Below are 16639 nucleotides of genomic sequence, written 5' to 3' on the forward strand. Positions count from 1 at the left end.
GAAACATTCTTTAAAAACATATAGTTAAATAAAGGCACAACTAAATAAACTATAGCTTACCGTAACTAATGAATGCTCAATATCGTATAAATAAGCACAACAAAAAAGCCTATCATGGAGGATAGATTCTGCTTTTTTTATTGCTAGCTTATCTTAAACGTATTGAGGCTGTCATAGTTTCGGTTCCTCCTAAGTTCTTATTTTTGTCAACGTATATTTTAACACAATAAGTCAGTTTAATCAACGTTTAAATCGGTAACATATCGACGAGATTTTTTACACTATCGGTAAGTGGGAACATATCAATAACTGACGCAACAATAAAAATATCACTGGATAAGTTACAATGATTTCCTTAAATATTCTGCTGTTGCTGTTGTCCCCTTTTCCAACATTTCCAATGGTGTTCCCATAAACACAACTTCTCCTCCATTTTTACCTCCCTCAGGGCCAAGGTCAATAATCCAGTCTGAAGCCCTTATTATCTGCTGATTATGTTCCACCACAATAACCGTATTTCCGGAATCCACCATATGATTCAACAAGATGAGAAAATTCTCAACATCAATAGGATGCAGTCCAGTTGTTGGTTCATCCATTAGATATAGACTATGCTTACCTTTATTGTTAATCAATTCTTTTGCCAATTTCAATCGCTGACCTTCGCCACCAGACAGAGTCGTCAACGATTGTCCAAGCTCTAAATATCTTAATCCCACGTCCAAAAGAAGTTTCAAAACCCTTTTAACTTTGGCATGTTTATCAAAAATATTGAGGGCCTCTCCAACAGTTGATTGCAAAATTTCCTTTATGGAATAACCGTTATATTTGACAGATAAAATTTCTTCATTAAACTGCTTACCGCCACAAACTGGACATGTCACCTCAATATCCTTGAAAAATAGCATATTGCTGGTAACATACCCTAACCCCTCACAATTCTCACAACGACCTCCATGTGTATTGAAGGAGAAGTGTTTGGGGGTTAATCCTTTGCTTGTAGCTTCTTCTAACCCACCAAATATCTTCCTAATCTCCGTATAGACTTCAGAATAAGTAGCAACATTAGAACGTTTCATTCTATTAATTGCATCCTGTTCTATGGTTATAATTTGATCATATTGTTCAGTCCCCAATACAATATTACTTGCATTTTGCTTTTGATCTCTTGCTGCAGCAAGCACTTCAAACACCAATGTAGATTTTCCCGAACCTGAAACTCCTGTAACGGTTGTCAGACATCCCATCGGAAAACTTACATCGATATTCTTTAGATTATATAAATTTGCATTTTTAATCTCTATTACCTTTCTCGTACCCTTTCTAAATTTATTGCGACATTGCTTCGGCTTTTTCAAATATGCTCCTGTCACTGATAATTCTTGGTTCATAAGTTCTTTTAGTATTCCCTTTCCAATAATTTCACCGCCATATTTTCCTGACCCGGGACCAATGTCCACAATATAATCAGCTGCTTGCATAATATCTGGATCGTGCTCAATAAGAATAACGGTATTCCCCAAGTCTCGTAGTTTTTTAAGTATTGTTATCATTCCATCGGTATCTTTGGGATGAAGTCCAATCGTTGGTTCATCTAGGATATAAATGATACCAGTTAGATCAGAGTCCAATGTGGCAGCCAGCTTTATCCTCTGTAATTCACCACCAGATAAGGTAATGGTTTGACGGTCAAGAGAAAGATATCCAAGTCCCAGATTTAAAATTCTCTTAATTTTCGTTTTTATATCTAGCAAATAAACTTCAACTAAGCTATGATTTTTCTCAATTAAAGAGCCTTCCAGCTCTTCTATCCATGAATACAGTTCTTCCAAGGATAGTAAAGATAACTCTGGAAGATGGGTGTTATTTACTGTTACACTGCGACTTAACTCTCCTAACCGTTCACCGTTACAATTTGAGCAAATATCATAATCAAAGTAAGCGTTCAGTTGTTTTGATTCACCGCCCTTGTCGGATAACCTCCTCCACAATATCGGAAAAACCCCTTCGAATCTTCCTGATGTAACAGTCTTTGGTAGTTTGATTTCTGGAAATGCTTTCTTTACTTTTTCGCTTTCCACTCCATAAAATAAAAGTGATTTTTGAATGTTGCTGAAATCTTTAACTGGTGTATTGGCATTAATAGGTATAGCATAATGTTTGAAGGAATTACATAAAATTGAAATTTGATATTTCTTATACCCATCCTCCCAGTATTGGACTGCCCCATCCTCCAATGATAATGATTCGTCAATGGTTTTATCCTTGTTAATTGTTAAAACCTTCCCTAGCCCCCCACAGGTAGGACAAGCGCCTTCTGTAGTATTATATGAGAAGTGAGTTCTGGTAAGTTTCTCCATTATGTAGTTGCAGTGATTGCAATACATAAATACTTTAAAGTCTCCATCTACTTTTTCTACTTCTTCTTTACATTCTAAAGTAGATATCACCTTACCACAGTTTGGACAAATCCGTACTCCCAGCTTTTCATAAATCATCCGCAGATCCGTATATATGTCTGTCAGAGTACCAACAGTGGATCTTGGATTTCTATTGGATTCGTTTTGTGTAATTAAAACTGCCGGTGACAGGTTACGCATAAAATCAATTTTCGGTTTATTAATTCCCTGAAGTCCAATTGCCTCTAAGTATTGCCTCTGGCATTCTTGAAATATAACATCAACTGCCAATGTTGATTTACCAGAACCTGAAAGTCCTGTAAAAACTATAAGTTTATCACGAGGTATTTCAAGTGAAATATCTTTTAGATTTCCTTCTCTTGCACCGCTAATAATTATATTAGTCATCTTTAATCCTCCTAAACTTCATGCTTTGTACTTTTTGCAATTATATTAATCACTCTATTGGGGAAAAGAGCAAGTAAATTCTTCGTACATTTAAACTACACTTTGACATGTATACCTCTATTATATAACCTTATTGCAATTGTTAAACTTAGAAATCCTATTATACAGTAGATATCGAATAATTCATGATATGTCATTTAATAAAGTTTAAACCTATAGTATAATGTTCATAATACTTATAATGATATCGGAGGAATTAAAATGGCAATACGCCCGGTTGATATTGCCCGCAAATTGAATATCAGTACAACTACACTGAGAAAGTATGAGGAGTTTGGATTAACTCCACCTGTACCACGTTCTGAATCAGGATATAGACTATATTCTCAAGAACATGTTGCATATTTTATTTGCGCGCGTGAAATGATTCCAGCCTTTACTATGAAGGAAATTGCAAAAATATTTGAAGAAGTTATGGCAAAAAGAATAGAGAAAGCATTATGGATGGTTAACAAATCTCAAGCAAAGTTACACTCTGAAAAGTTGATATTAGGAAAAATGGTCAAGAACCTGCTTAATGCTAACAATAAACATGTTAGCAAGATTCAATATAAGTTGACAATTAACGAATTGAGTAAAGAAACTGGTATTCCAATTACCACAATAAGATATTGGGATAAAGTTGGACTGATATCTGCTTCCCGTTCTAAAAATAATAACTATCGCTTGTTTACACAGGAACATATAAAACAGGTTTTATTGATATATGCACTAAAATACACTGTATACTCTAAATATGGCAGGTATTCTATTGAAAAAATAAGGCAGAATTTAGAAACCTTTGATTATGCTGACGTAAATCGAATTACAACCATAATTGATAATATTGAAACGTATTTAAGCCAGATTAATAGAGCTCAGATAAGTGGTATTTCTGCACTTTATCGACTATGTGTCCAGGTAGAAACCAATAACTTTGATAATCTGGTATAGGACACTTAAAGTATTAGTGCATCCCTCCATATACTACTGAGTATACTTATACACACAATATTGATACCTACACATGATGTCACGTCTATCCTATCTCCTCAACCTATATGTTATCTGTTCTGTCAACTCAACCCTACCTAATTTTAGGCTCAAATTTTGCCAAAAATATATCCTTGATATGTTTTCTCAGACACATATCAAGGGTATAAGTCGAGTTGACAGATTTACTATCATTTTAAATAACCTAGTATTACCAAGGCTTTTCAGACTTTATTTTCTCGACATCAGACATACCGTCTCAACGTGGCTCGAGAGGACAGAATGAATGTCATTTGAGTATGCCTGTTCTCGGAAACATATCGACTGCGTTTTTGAAGCTATCGGTACGCGGGAACATATCAATCGTTTTTTCTACTTTCCAAATACTTATTTTCACTGAAACATGTCAACAATATTTATAAAGCATGTCCTCCCGATACCTTTATAACCTGTCCTGTTATCCAAGATGCTTTATCTGATGCTAAAAATAATATGGCGTTTGCAATATCTTGTGGCTGACCCAGTCTACCAAGAGGTATGGACGGAAGGACGCTTTTTTCTAATTCTTTGTCTATCCAGCCGGTTTGCGTAGGACCTGGAGCAATAGCGTTTACAGTAATACCAAGATATCCAACTTCCATGGCAATGGAACGTGTTAATGCTTCAACAGCAGCCTTTGATGAGCCATAAGCAATTTGCCCGGCAAAAACCTGTGCAGAGTCCGTACTTAAATTAATCACTCTACCATAGAGGTCTGATGGTATGTTTGAAGTATCCAATCCTTTCCTGTAACCTCGATCCATTCTTTGTTTCAAGGTTTCATTTTCTGTAGAGCTACCTTCAGCTCTCTTACTAAACCTCTTAACAAATTCATGTGTCATCATGATGGTACCTTTTACTTCGACATCGTAGGTTGTATCTATATCAGCTGATGTAATTGTAAAGATAGTATCATTCTCAGCATACATCCCAGCATTGTTAATTAAAATATTCACCATGCCAAATCGGTTTTCAATTTGGTCATATATGTGCGCTATATTAGCTTCAATGGTAATATCACTTTCAATTATCATATAGTCTGATGTAATTTTTCTCATTTCAGCTTCAACTACAGAACTGTCTTCTGAAAGTGCCTTGTAATAGCTGTCAAAGCTGTTTTCATCAGTTTTTTCCCCGTCATAAGGAAAATCCAGCCGTTTATATACCATTGCCACTTTCGCCCCTTCTTTAGCAAAAGCCATCGCAATCTCTGCTCCTATTCCCCGTGGATTATTTGTTCCAGTAATAAGTACAACTTTATCTTTTAAGCCATATTCCATTATTTCACCTCTTTTTCAAATCTATAAATCAATTTGTAGTTATGGACATTTTCAGAAGCATTAACAATAATTTCATTAACAATCAGCCTTTGAAATAATTAAACTATTCGAAAAGGTACTTAAATAATAAGGGAAGACTCTATAGACTTTTTCATATAATTAACGAGTTCAGCCACCTCAAACTCCATTCCTTCCCACTTGTCAACATACTCTCCTAAATAAGCCTTTCTTGCTTTGTCAAGTAAAATGGCACGCTCATAAGGTAATTGAGGTATTGCCCATTCAGCTGCCAGATCTTTTGATCTAATTTCACCAGTAGATGCTGTTAGCCATATTCTGGCTAAAGTTAAAATCACATTGCGTTCGTCACCGTTAATGCTAGCTATCAACCCGGGCAACGATTCTTTAATTGCTTTTTGAATATCTGTCATTGGCACAGGCTCAATTACTTCTGTTGCCTTTGGTCCCAAAAGGTTAATACTATTTTTTCTTAGTTGTGCTAAAAGTATTGCTAAATCCGGATCATAAGCCGGCTCAGGAATTTCTCCCTTTTCAAACTGCTCTCTTAGCCACTCGCCGTACATAAATTCATATTTGGGAGGAAAATGCCAAGGAATAATATCTTTTTGATTAATGACTGTAACTTCAAGAGGCCTCATATCTTTTATGTTTCCTATTTTCCCAGATATAAGCATTAAGCCGTCTGTAAGATCTCTTCGTGTTCTTTCAGATAAACTACGATTTATTACAACTAAAATATCTACATCACTATCCAGACGCAAACCTTCCATTACAGCAGAACCGTATAAATATATTGCCACTAATATACTATCAAGCAGTTCCCTTATAACTTTTAATGCCTGAATCGCTTCATTTGGTATTTCTTTGTTATTCATTATTTCAACTCTGAGCCCTTTCATCTAAACTCGGTTTATTACTCCTTTTCCCCGCATTTATGCGTTATAAATATTTATGTGTGGAGCTATTTTCAGATAGCATCATATCACACTCCTTTACTATTTAAGCGACCTAACTTTTTCAAAAATGCAGAATCTAATCAGCATAACATGTACAGCTTTTCCGCTAATCCTGATAAAATTTCCAGGAGAGTATCCGCATCCAATGTGTCAGCATTATTATCTAAGAATTCAACTACACTCCATATCTTGGCAAGTTTTATCTGCTGAAGTAATTTCCATTCCGAAAACGGGAAATCAAGCCCTGCACTTGACCACATTTTTAAATATTTCTTGGCAATTGACAACTCTAAGAAGTTATCCGGTGTGCCTAACCCGGGCATGATTATAGAAAGGTCTATGGCCGGTGAACCACAACTAATTCTTTCCCAATCAAAAAGGACCACCGAGCCATCTTTTCTGACTCCCCAATTAGTTGGATTCGTATCAGCGTTAATCCAGCAGTAGGGTTTAAATAATTGCTGCGAATCTTCTTGTGCTTTAATCAAGAGAGGTTGTAATTGATTTCCTGTTTTATCAGAATAAAATGCCAACACACTCTCTGTTAATCGGTGATCCCACTTTGGTATGTAGGAATTATCAATAGGAAGACTTTTCCCCAAACTTTCGGTGTGAAAGAGAAATAATGCTCTCAGTACCTGTTCGTCAGCCTGATGCCACCTTTCTTTTGGAAGAGCATAGGGTATATCTTCTATCACAATCCAATATTTATTTTCATCTTTATATGACCAGTATAAAGATGGAATATTCTTACGAAATTCCTTTAACAATGAGGAACATTTATAATAGAATAAATATTCCTGGGGTTTTGTCATCTGCTTAACTATAATTGAATGGTTGGAAAAACCAACCCGATAACATCCACCCTCTGCTTTGATACCATTTAACTTAGTTATAAGGAGAGGTTCCCCGAATGAATCTATTAAAAATTCATATATACTTTTGGGAAATTGTATAAGTGGATTCATTTGTTTAGAAATCCTTTCTCTTTTATACAAAGCATAAAATCTATCTAATATACCTATTCGCTACTGCTTTCTCTTTGCGATATAAAATACATAGCTGTAATAATCCTTAAAACGATTATACAAATCAGCCTCAACCTTACCTGCTTCAACGAATTCTTTAACCTCATCAGCATAATTATACTTTTTAAGGAACGCTTCGGAGTTATCTATAAGCGGTTGATAATAATTATCGATCCAGCACTTATCATCCAGTGCAAAATGGGAAACAATCTCATATCCGCATTTCTCAATTACTGCAAGCTTGTTTTCAATTGTATCAATCTCATGATATGCATTCACCCAATACTGCTCGATTTCGTCCGGTCTTGTACCGGTCAGCCATGAAATTTCAGAAACAGCGATATATCCGTTATCTTTTAAATATTTTCTCCACAGGGACAGTCCTTTTTCAAAACCTATGCAGTAGAAATTATGTACTCTATGGGAATGCCTTTCTCATTGCAGCCTTCAAGCGATATGTTATTATTCTGCGTCAGCCTGTCCAGGTATTTCTCTCTATTCCTGCAACGGTAATACGCCTTGTATACCTCCTTGGTTACTGTGACGCGAATTCCCCTAACCATTAGGGTGTATTTTCTATCATAATTATTCATGAGCTTGTCCTCCATTTCGTGATTTGAAAATCCGGAAATGAAGAACAAGCGGGGGCGAACGACAGCCGACGCAATTTGCCTTTTTACGACAAAAAAAGCTCGCTTGGATGCAACCCAATTGAGCTTCTACTAATTTATGGAATTTATATTTCCTGTTTCTAAGCACTGACAGTTCTACTTGTTGCCCGCACTTTACCCCTGAAAAAAATAGGATTTTTTTAACCGTTTATAACTAAATGCGAGGTATAGGATGTCGGCTTAATTATGCCCGGCTGCTATTTAAAAGCAGCCAATGAATTTTCGCAACATCCTGAATGACCATAAAAATACCCCTCCCAATTTGTGAGTTTAGAGGGGAAGAGTATTTAAGCATGGAAAAAGCCCCGCCAAACTCACGTTTTTTTTGTTGGGCGGGTTTCGCCTTATCTGTTTCAAATTGTATTTGACCTAATAAATATAACCTTTATCCGGTTATACGCTTTGTTACTTCCTGTTAATACAGCTCTGTCAAATCGTTTCACCATCCAAACAGGAACTATAAACTGTTGTTGGAGGTGAACTAATGGAACTAAATAACTTCGACAGACTTGGCAGCATCCTCAAAGCTGCCCGAAATGAAAAAGGGCTTACACGCGAGCAGTTAGCTGAAATCATCAGTATAACTCCCCGTTATCTCATGTCAATTGAGAATGAAAATAAGAAACCAAGCTATGATGTCTTATTCCGGCTTGTTCGGGAGTTAAGTATATCTGCAGATACAATCTTTTATCCCGAGTTTCAGCATGTTGATACCAAGGTTGAGCAGCTTATACGATTATTACATTTGTGCGATGACCGGGAGCTAAAGATTGCAACTGCCACAATTCGAGCCTTGATAGATAACAAATAAAGATTAATTCAGCCATTTCCTTCTGATAAAAATGAAACCTGCCACAAAAAGGGCAGGTTTCATACATAAATCTACGCGGCAGCCAGGCTGTCATAATGCGATGCACATCTTAGACCCTGTGGCTTTGCGTCCTTGCTTTTCAGCAAGTTTGCCCTTTACACAATTATATTAATTTGTTGCAATCGACTAAACACTATGGATTTTACTCAATGCTCTTCAGTGAAGCCACCATATCAATACCTTTGAATTTTCGCCCCATGATATAATTTACAAGCATTGTAAACGCCAGCATAAATGCAAAACCGACGACGATGCTGAAAGCTGTTATCAGAGGCAAAATTTCCAAATCCGGCGTTGTTGCTTGATCAAGTATGGCACGAAGAAGCAGAGTGCCAATGAGGTAACCAAAAGGCAGACCAAATATCGTAATCCAGATGTTTTCGCGCAGTACCAGCCTTTTCATCTCATTCCTATGAAATCCTAAAACCTTCAGCGTCGCAAGCTCACGTATGCGCTCATAGTAGTTCATTCGCCCCAGCACCATCATGACGGCAAAGGCAAGCAGACCGGAAAACACTATCAGAATAACCTGGAAGCTTTGCAAAGCTTCTAAAACGATAAGCATATTACTTCGCATTTCATCCTTAGTTTCAACCAGTGAAATTCTCGGATCACTTTTCAGCTTGTTCAAGTCAAGCCCCTGCCCGTTTATAAGCAGCGTCCTTATTAAAAACGGGAGGTCTGATACCTTTGAAAATGCGGTTTTACCCATGTAAATCTCGTTCCCTACAGGGAAATCCACGATATTAGCAACCCTAAGCGGTATGACAATTCCATCAAGTCGTTCTGCCGTGAGCTTATCGCCTACATCAACACCAAGAGCGTCCGCCATCCTCGGTGTGATTAGTACTCCGTCCTCCGGCAAATGAGCCGTATTACCATTCGTGTCCATAAAGCTGAGACTTTTTTGCCCTTCGTCCATCACAACCATGTAGGGGCTTTGAACATTACCTCCTTCTCCATAAAGATAAACGCTGAATGCCATTGTTGCGTCGATATTTTGCGCACTGTGCAGCGATTCATAAATGTCGGAAAGCTGCTCCATGGTCAAGGGAGTTCTAAGTTTGATCTCCACGTTATACTGAACCGTTTCATCAAAGGCCTTATCGAGCATTCCGTTAATAGAGTTCATCAGCCCGAAGCCGCACAGAATCAGGGAAGTTGAGCCGATAATGCCGACAAGTCCCATGAGCATCCGCGCTTTGTTACGAAACAGATTCCTTGTCACGATTTTTCCGCTGAAGCTTAAGCGCTGCCAAAAAGGTGTGATTCGTTCCAACAAAATCCGGTGACCATGTGCCGGCGGCTTTGGCCGCATAAGTGCAGCCGGTGTCAATTTTAATGATTTACGGCAGGAGAGCATCGCTGCGCCACAGGTAACTGCTGCCACACAAAGTGCCGACACGAAGAAGTGCGGCGTAAAGGATGCAACGCCGGTCGCGTCTATTGTGTAATAGGTAATCCCAATGCTGTACAGGGATTCCGCTATCAGGTATCTGGCAATGACCCATCCAAAAATCATGCCTGGAATGGTGATCAAAACCCCAAAAAGCGCGTACCGTCCTGCGATTTCCTTCTTGGAGTAACCTAAAGAACGAAGTGTTCCCAAATGCTGACGCTGGTTCTCCATCATGCGGGAAACGGTAATCCACGTCACAAGGGCCGCTGTCAGAAAAAAAGCGACGGAAAACAACAGGCCAATTTGTTTTATCCCGGTCATAGCGTCCGCAACCTTCCGATAACTCGTCTGGTGATGTCGGCTGAGGATATTGGTCCCTTCTAGCGTTTTGCGTACTTTGCTTGATATGTCTTCCTGTGAAACGTTTGATCCTTCATGAACAGTCAGAATGATTTCATTGAAAGCAACGTCTGGTAAGGAAGAAGCGTTTGTGTAGGCAAATCCATATTTATGATAGTCAGGAATGGTTAAGCCTTCCGGTGCGTAATAAACGTATTCCACATCCCTGACAATCCCTTTGATCAGCCATTGCGTCTGATTTTCCTTTTCTCCTGCTGTAATCATATCACCGACAGACAGTTCATGGGCATCAGCAAAGCGGCTGTCAAGCAAAAGTGCGTTTGTTTCACTTCCGTCCAATTTACTGCCGTCCAAAAGCTCCGGCACATTGATTTTGGCCGTTTCATCAACGGCATGTATATGTAGCACCGAGCCCGATGCTCCGGTTAGTGAAATGTCGGTTACCTTCCGGCGCTGTGCTTCTTCAATTTCGTCCAAAGACCTTATGTTATCCAAATCAGAATCGGAAATCTCAGCTTTATAAATCCAGTAATCAGCGAGATTCGCTTGTTCGTAATAATCGGCCACTACGTTTTCAACCGTACTTACATAAAGGTTGATGCCGCTGAACAGGGCAATCCCCAGGGAACAAATACACACTATTGCAATAAATGACCATCGGTTTTCCCCAATATCCCGAAAAATCTTTTTTTGCAGCATCGTTACCATTTGATTCCCTCCAAATCCGCGGGAGAATCCTGTACGCTCTGTTTCACTACCATGCCGTTTTTCATCTCAATCAGCCGGTCAGCAATGGGTGAGACAAGAGAATTGTGCGTGATGATAATCACCGTTTTCCCCATTTTGCGGCTGATATCGGACAAAACCCTGAGAACGGTCTTACCTGTTTCGGTGTCCAGGGCCCCGGTGGGTTCGTCACAGAGCAGCAAATCCGGGTTTTTGCATATTGCTCTTGCAATAGCGACACGCTGCTGTTCTCCTCCGGAAAGCTGTGATGGGAAATTATGAATCCTATCCTTTAAGCCTACAATACGCAGAGCTTCCTCCGGCTCCAGCGGTGATTTGCATACCTGCTTGGCCATCTCCACGTTTTCTGCCGCAGTCAGGTTCGGTATAAGGTTATAGAACTGAAAAACGAATCCTATTTTATATCGCCGGTAGTCAGTCAGTTCCAAATCGTTCATCATGGTAATATCCTTACCATCAAACAGAATTTTCCCGGATGTAGCGCTTTCCATACCGCCCAGAAGGTTGAGTACCGTTGTCTTGCCTGCGCCGGAGGGTCCCAGAATAATGCCAAGCTCACCGTTCCGGACTTGAAACGATACCTGCTTTGCCGCGTGAATAGTCACCTCACCCATCCTGTAATCCTTGCTAACATTATCAAAGATAATATCTACCATATTAAGACTCCCTTCATACATATGAACTTTATTTTCTTTTATAGTTCATATATTATCACTGCACGCTTGACTTGTCAATTATAAAATGATATATTGTTTACGAAATAGGTTTATATAGTTCATATTTTGGAGGTGCCTTGGATGGATGGATTTGAAAAGAGAAGAAACGATAAAAAAGAGATTATTATACAGACTGCCTTGGAGTTGTTCAACAAATACGGATATGAGAAGGTAACTGTGACCGAGATTGCAAAAGAAGCACATGTTTCCAAGGTATCCATTTATAACTTTTTTGAAAGCAAAGATAATCTGCGTCGAATCATTATAAAGGATATTTTAGATGAAAGCCTTGAAGAAACTAAAACACTGGTTGAAAAAGAGTGTAATTTCATTGATAAGATGGGGGAATACTTGGAGAACAGAATCATACATGGCGGTCAGTACAACATGGAGTTCTTTTTTGATGGAGTGGAAAGAGATCCTGTCGTCAGGCAATATCTCGATGATTTCAACATAGAAAATAAGCAATTGATTACTTCTCTTATTCAGGAAGGAAAGAAAATCGGATATTTTTCAGCGGATGTTTCCGACACTGCGATAGAGGTTTATATTGACATCTTCTACAGCTATTTCCTGCACAACAGAAAAATCCGCCCAATCCTTGATCGCGACCCCAAACTGGCGAAGGAGATCAACCTGCTGTTTCTGGACGGGCTCATCAGACATAGGGGGAAGTAGCTATCACACTATTCGTATGTAAAAAGGCTTGATTGCTCCAATCAAGCCTTTTTACAAGTGTGCCCAGCAGGCGCACGTTCTAATGGGTGAAAGTCCCTAGTCTACCCTAGTAGTTGGAAGGACACAGCCAAGACCAAGGGTGTCCGTCGTAAGGTGGAAGCTGAAGGAAGGTGAAACAAATCTCTGGTCTGACGAACAGAAATTACATCAGGTATAGTTAAGGATAAGGTTGCATGACAAATCAAAAACCAATAACCGTGAGCAAAGTTCATGTATATGGATAATAATGTGGAATTTTCGACTGGAATTCTTTTAAACTTACAATATGATTCGTCTTATCAAATTCAATCAATGAGACACCATTAAATTCTTCTATACTGCCTTCATATTCACATTTAAAGTACCATTCAACAGCAGTCATATTTCCTTGATGAATAAATTGTTTAATATTCCATAACAGTACTGTCCCGTGTTTATTCCAGTCTTCAAACCATCTTTTTACAACTTCTATTCCATTGTATTCAGGCCCATAGCATTCGCTATAGACTATTCTTTCGGTAAAAATGTCTTTCAATATTTGTCCATTCTTAATTAACCAAGCTTCAAAGTACTTCTTAATTATTTGTTCCCGTCCAATCATTTCCAACCTCCAAAACTTTATCAAAAGTGCATATTTCATAATATCACACTTATATACAATCATGATATCAATCTGCCACACTTTATAATTGTACTCCTAACGACTTTCGAAAACAAATCATAGAATATAATAAAAGATCGTAAAAGAAATGGTAATTTACCAAAATAGTCAATTAGGTAACTTCATTTCCGGAATATCCAAAGATTTGCTTCCTGATTCCGTATTCTGCTACAAATAGTTTATAAAAAATGTATGACTCATTTTTTGATCCAAAACCACTACATTTATTGGTTGACCCGACTCATTTTCCCTCCGAATCACTATTAGTCATCATTATTATGCGCTCAACATGCCTTGAGTGTGTAAAAAAGATGTCATACCCCTGTGGCACCCCCTTGGCGGTAAAATATACTTCTTTTGTGAAGAGGCAACTCATCGCTTAAACCTTATTCTATCCTTGTCTGACGGAACTCCATTATATACTGTTTTCCATTTGCCGTCCCGAAATATTTCATACTGCTCAAAAGCGCAGGGAATACCCCTTGCTGAAAGCAAATCACTACTGTCCATGAGCTGAAAATGAAGATGCGGAGCTGTTGAATTACCTGAATGCCCTACTTTCCCTAATGCATCCCTTTTTTTTACAGTCTGACCTGCCGATACTGTAATGGACCCCGTTTGCAAATGTGCGAACGCGGCGTAAACATGATCAGAGCATTTCATAATAACATAGTTGCCTGCAACAGACCTAATGTCATCTTTTTCAGGGTTAAATGTATAAGCATTCTATAGCGCAACAAACAAGTCAGAAGCCAAATGAACTCTCGGCCTTTCATTATACCCGTCTTCGGCTTTGATAATTTCCCCGTCACAAGGCGCATATACTTCCTGACCCCAGCCATAACATTTATTTAGCGGAACACCAACGAAGAGATACTTTAACAAATTTGTACGATAAAAAGGCCTCCCTGTTCTTGCCCAATCAACCTGTAAAAAATCAAAAGCATATCGCTCTCCTAATTGGTCGGTTCCGTGACTTGGAATCTTTTTCCCCGGAGTGTTGGGTGCTATCCACTCCCCTCTTAAGGGAAATCCGATGATTATAGGATCTTCAAATCCTTTCATTTCATCGCTCCTCATTTCTGAATAGAAATCGTTATTTCCGCCGTATCTGTATAGAATCATGGTTACAATAATAATGGGAATCAGTCCTGCGGTTAAATATTTTCGCATGTTAATCCTTTTTTAATGTCCTCAGCCTTAATATTTGGATTGCGATATCTTCTGCGTCCGATTGTTTTTTTGCCATATTCTATTGCTTCACATGGGCACCAGTGAATACAGGCAAGGCAACGCTCACAGGAATGCTGCCAGACAGGATGCCGCTCTATAATTTTTATATTGTCTACAGGACATACTTCGGCGCATAGACCACAGCCAGTACATATGCTGGTCGTTACGAATTTTTTATCCCATTCATCGATATTTTTATATAGAAAATTGCGATTTGTTATTTCACTCCAAAGCTCCGCTTTCTTTATCACCGGTTTCCGTTCACCACCGGCAATCGCTCTGGCGGCTTTATCCACCTTGCCAGCAGCAGCATCCAATATTTTCTGAGCTTTTTCAGATGAGGGAACCTCATGGCCCACGATATAGTTCCCCGGCATCCTGATCTCATCCGCATAAGATAAACGAATCCCTTTTTCGGACAGAATATCCTCCAGCATACCTAATGGGTTTGCTCTGGTCCCTCCGGAATTAGTAATTGCAAAACAATAGGTTTTTGGAAATATAACAAGTTTTTCAACAAATCGTTTAACCAATCTGGGCAACCCATTATAGAAAACAGGAAAGACGAAACCGATCGGATTATCGGGGCCACCGACAGGCTCATCCGGCAGCTCTGCAACCATGGATTGAATTGCACAGTTTCCAAGTCCTTTTGCGATCTGTAGGGCTATTGACAGCGAATTGCCCGTAGCGGAAAAATAATAAATTGTCGAACACATAGAAACGCCTCCTTCATAGTTTATTTGTAAAAACTCTTCCTGAGCTCATTAAGGTAGCCGTCCAGCTCCTCGATAATTCTTTCGTAATTCAATTCGCTGATTTCTGAATTTCTAATATCCTTCAATATTTGGTTCGTAAATCCGACATTAGCCCAAAAAATAAGCCGTTTGCACCGTTCAATATCCATCCCTTCTCTGAATCTGGACGCATCAATCGTACTGAACATTGTTTTATAGCATATTGGTTGTGTTCCCTTCAGTATTTCGTCCAGTTCCTTCCTGATCTCATCAGATTTTTCATCAGCAGTGATCCTGGTGAATTCGAGAATCCATGGATATCTATGCAACAATTCGAGTTGGAGAATATAGGATTGCCGCAGTCTTTCAAGTAGGTCTTTTTCATTGAAGTTTATTAGATCAAAATACTCTCTTTTTACGATTTTGCTGCAATAGTCACAGAGGAACAGAAAAAACTCCTTCTTGCTGTTTACATAATGGAACATCAATCCCTTCGATATTCCGGCGTTCCTGGCAATAACAATGGTCGAAGCATCATCATAACCTTTAGTCGCAAACTCCATAAGCGCCGCATTGATGATTGCGTCTTTTCTATTTTTATCTAAGTTTTCAAGCTTTTCTAAAACCAATTCAATCAGCCTCCCAGCTATTTACCATTGTGGTCAATAATATAATACCTCTATTTACCATTTTGGTCAATACGTTTCCTTCGACAAGACTAAGATTCTTTTTCAAATACGAATCTCCTTATAAAATTAGTTGTAGTGAAGTCAGGGTACTTTCAAAAAAGGGCATAAAAAAATAGTCGGTCAAGAAGACCCCAAGGAAGTGACCATTTGTCAATGATTTTATACTAAATCATAAACTAGTTAGCTTTTATTCTCTCTTTTTCGACAATATACGACACATTCTGTATGACTCGAGTGGGCAAAAAAGATGCCATATGACGCTGGTTGCCCCTTGGCGGCGTGGTATATTAAAGTAAGTTTTCTATAGGCATAGATGGATGTTTCGTATATCTGCTTAGCCGAACCATTTTTATATCAAGCCATTCCAGAAAAGATATGACATCTCTTTATTAATGACCGGACTCTCAATCAATTCATTCCTTGCTTCCGTATTATTGATAAAGTAATAGTGAAATATGTCAATGTAAAGAAGTATCGAATCAGAAGAAATATTCGGGTTAAAAACCAATTCCTTTTTGCCCTTCTCAATCAGATCATATACTTCTTGCTTACATTGATTCATATAGTCCTTAATAATATCATTCGGATCTTCAGATACATTCAGTAAATTTTTATTGATTATTCTATAAAGATCACTCTTTTCAACTAGTAACCCCTCTATCTTTTCTTTTATGC

Annotated in this window: 17 protein-coding genes and 1 riboswitch; of the genes, 3 read left to right on the top strand and 14 right to left on the bottom strand. The window is 38.5% G+C overall.

Annotated elements, in window-relative coordinates; genetic code table 11:
• Positions 1 to 341: 341 nt before the first annotated feature.
• On the bottom strand, positions 342 to 2807 hold the full coding sequence (locus K8M07_RS05365; RefSeq protein WP_223376867.1) for an ATP-binding cassette domain-containing protein: 2466 nt from the start codon (positions 2805 to 2807) through the stop codon (positions 342 to 344).
• 261 nt (positions 2808 to 3068) lie between these two features.
• On the opposite strand from K8M07_RS05365, the gene K8M07_RS05370 reads away from it, so the two are divergent.
• A complete protein-coding gene (locus K8M07_RS05370; RefSeq protein WP_223376868.1) occupies positions 3069 to 3800 on the top strand; it encodes a MerR family transcriptional regulator in 732 nt (243 codons plus the stop codon).
• A gap of 455 nt (positions 3801 to 4255) precedes the next feature.
• Here the strand turns inward: K8M07_RS05370 and K8M07_RS05375 are convergent, their stop codons facing one another.
• The 5 genes from K8M07_RS05375 to K8M07_RS05395 all read right to left on the bottom strand — a co-directional run bounded on the left by K8M07_RS05375 (position 4256) and on the right by K8M07_RS05395 (position 7756).
• Positions 4256 to 5158 carry an SDR family NAD(P)-dependent oxidoreductase gene (locus K8M07_RS05375; protein WP_223376869.1) on the bottom strand — a complete coding sequence of 301 codons (903 nt, stop codon included), beginning with the start codon at positions 5156 to 5158 and terminating at the stop codon, positions 4256 to 4258.
• 119 nt (positions 5159 to 5277) lie between these two features.
• Positions 5278 to 6054, bottom strand: a complete 777-nt coding sequence (gene ant(9) / locus K8M07_RS05380; protein WP_411741955.1) for an aminoglycoside nucleotidyltransferase ANT(9) — start codon at positions 6052 to 6054, stop codon at positions 5278 to 5280.
• Positions 6055 to 6215: 161 nt separating this feature from the next.
• Positions 6216 to 7103, bottom strand: a complete 888-nt coding sequence (locus K8M07_RS05385; protein ID WP_223376871.1) for an aminoglycoside phosphotransferase family protein — start codon at positions 7101 to 7103, stop codon at positions 6216 to 6218.
• Positions 7104 to 7163: 60 nt separating this feature from the next.
• Entirely contained in the window at positions 7164 to 7442 is a 279-nt protein-coding gene (locus tag K8M07_RS05390) for a hypothetical protein (RefSeq protein ID WP_223376872.1), read from the bottom strand.
• A 116-nt stretch (positions 7443 to 7558) separates the two neighbouring features.
• Complete coding sequence (locus K8M07_RS05395; protein WP_223376873.1) at positions 7559 to 7756, bottom strand: hypothetical protein; 198 nt, start codon at positions 7754 to 7756, stop codon at positions 7559 to 7561.
• A gap of 562 nt (positions 7757 to 8318) precedes the next feature.
• Between K8M07_RS05395 and K8M07_RS05400 the strand changes: the two genes are divergently transcribed.
• A complete protein-coding gene (locus K8M07_RS05400) occupies positions 8319 to 8645 on the top strand; it encodes a helix-turn-helix transcriptional regulator (RefSeq protein WP_223376874.1) in 327 nt (108 codons plus the stop codon).
• A gap of 74 nt (positions 8646 to 8719) precedes the next feature.
• Positions 8720 to 8808, bottom strand: a riboswitch (cyclic di-GMP riboswitch).
• 39 nt (positions 8809 to 8847) lie between these two features.
• On the opposite strand, the gene K8M07_RS05405 is transcribed toward K8M07_RS05400, so the two are convergent.
• Together K8M07_RS05405 and K8M07_RS05410 are read right to left on the bottom strand one after the other, a co-directional pair.
• A complete protein-coding gene (locus K8M07_RS05405) occupies positions 8848 to 11172 on the bottom strand; it encodes an ABC transporter permease (protein ID WP_223376875.1) in 2325 nt (774 codons plus the stop codon).
• Entirely contained in the window at positions 11166 to 11867 is a 702-nt protein-coding gene (locus tag K8M07_RS05410; protein WP_223376876.1) for an ABC transporter ATP-binding protein, read from the bottom strand. The genes K8M07_RS05405 and K8M07_RS05410 overlap by 7 nt, the downstream gene beginning before the upstream one ends.
• A gap of 141 nt (positions 11868 to 12008) precedes the next feature.
• Between K8M07_RS05410 and K8M07_RS05415 the strand changes: the two genes are divergently transcribed.
• Positions 12009 to 12605, top strand: a complete 597-nt coding sequence (locus tag K8M07_RS05415) for a TetR/AcrR family transcriptional regulator (RefSeq protein WP_223376877.1) — start codon at positions 12009 to 12011, stop codon at positions 12603 to 12605.
• Positions 12606 to 12873: 268 nt separating this feature from the next.
• Here the strand turns inward: K8M07_RS05415 and K8M07_RS05420 are convergent, their stop codons facing one another.
• The 6 genes from K8M07_RS05420 to K8M07_RS05445 all read right to left on the bottom strand — a co-directional run.
• Positions 12874 to 13245 carry a nuclear transport factor 2 family protein gene (locus K8M07_RS05420; protein ID WP_223376878.1) on the bottom strand — a complete coding sequence of 124 codons (372 nt, stop codon included), beginning with the start codon at positions 13243 to 13245 and terminating at the stop codon, positions 12874 to 12876.
• A 432-nt stretch (positions 13246 to 13677) separates the two neighbouring features.
• Positions 13678 to 13998, bottom strand: a complete 321-nt coding sequence (locus tag K8M07_RS05425) for a M23 family metallopeptidase (protein ID WP_223376889.1) — start codon at positions 13996 to 13998, stop codon at positions 13678 to 13680.
• A gap of 33 nt (positions 13999 to 14031) precedes the next feature.
• Positions 14032 to 14478 carry a hypothetical protein gene (locus K8M07_RS05430; protein WP_223376879.1) on the bottom strand — a complete coding sequence of 149 codons (447 nt, stop codon included), beginning with the start codon at positions 14476 to 14478 and terminating at the stop codon, positions 14032 to 14034.
• Positions 14463 to 15257: an EFR1 family ferrodoxin gene (locus K8M07_RS05435; protein WP_223376880.1), complete on the bottom strand. Its 795-nt coding sequence runs from the start codon at positions 15255 to 15257 to the stop codon at positions 14463 to 14465. Before K8M07_RS05435 ends, K8M07_RS05430 begins: the two co-directional genes overlap by 16 nt.
• A gap of 20 nt (positions 15258 to 15277) precedes the next feature.
• Positions 15278 to 15904 carry a TetR/AcrR family transcriptional regulator gene (locus K8M07_RS05440; protein ID WP_223376881.1) on the bottom strand — a complete coding sequence of 209 codons (627 nt, stop codon included), beginning with the start codon at positions 15902 to 15904 and terminating at the stop codon, positions 15278 to 15280.
• A gap of 409 nt (positions 15905 to 16313) precedes the next feature.
• A partial coding sequence (locus tag K8M07_RS05445) for a hypothetical protein (protein WP_223376882.1) occupies positions 16314 to 16639 on the bottom strand: 326 nt, incomplete at its 5' end.

It is taken from the genome of Schnuerera sp. xch1 (assembly GCF_019931165.1).
Classification (GTDB): Bacteria; Bacillota; Clostridia; order Tissierellales; family Tepidimicrobiaceae; genus JAIOUP01.

Coding starts and splice junctions, on each gene's coding strand:
- K8M07_RS05410 (WP_223376876.1), bottom strand. CDS start 11,867: ATGGTAGATATTATCTTTGATAATGTTAGCAAGGATTACAGGATGGGT.
- K8M07_RS05435 (WP_223376880.1), bottom strand. CDS start 15,257: ATGTGTTCGACAATTTATTATTTTTCCGCTACGGGCAATTCGCTGTCA.
- K8M07_RS05375 (WP_223376869.1), bottom strand. CDS start 5,158: ATGGAATATGGCTTAAAAGATAAAGTTGTACTTATTACTGGAACAAAT.
- K8M07_RS05430 (WP_223376879.1), bottom strand. CDS start 14,478: ATGCGAAAATATTTAACCGCAGGACTGATTCCCATTATTATTGTAACC.
- K8M07_RS05365 (WP_223376867.1), bottom strand. CDS start 2,807: ATGACTAATATAATTATTAGCGGTGCAAGAGAAGGAAATCTAAAAGAT.
- K8M07_RS05395 (WP_223376873.1), bottom strand. CDS start 7,756: ATGAATAATTATGATAGAAAATACACCCTAATGGTTAGGGGAATTCGC.
- K8M07_RS05420 (WP_223376878.1), bottom strand. CDS start 13,245: ATGATTGGACGGGAACAAATAATTAAGAAGTACTTTGAAGCTTGGTTA.
- K8M07_RS05385 (WP_223376871.1), bottom strand. CDS start 7,103: ATGAATCCACTTATACAATTTCCCAAAAGTATATATGAATTTTTAATA.
- K8M07_RS05370 (WP_223376868.1), top strand. CDS start 3,069: ATGGCAATACGCCCGGTTGATATTGCCCGCAAATTGAATATCAGTACA.
- K8M07_RS05400 (WP_223376874.1), top strand. CDS start 8,319: ATGGAACTAAATAACTTCGACAGACTTGGCAGCATCCTCAAAGCTGCC.
- K8M07_RS05415 (WP_223376877.1), top strand. CDS start 12,009: ATGGATGGATTTGAAAAGAGAAGAAACGATAAAAAAGAGATTATTATA.
- K8M07_RS05405 (WP_223376875.1), bottom strand. CDS start 11,172: ATGGTAACGATGCTGCAAAAAAAGATTTTTCGGGATATTGGGGAAAAC.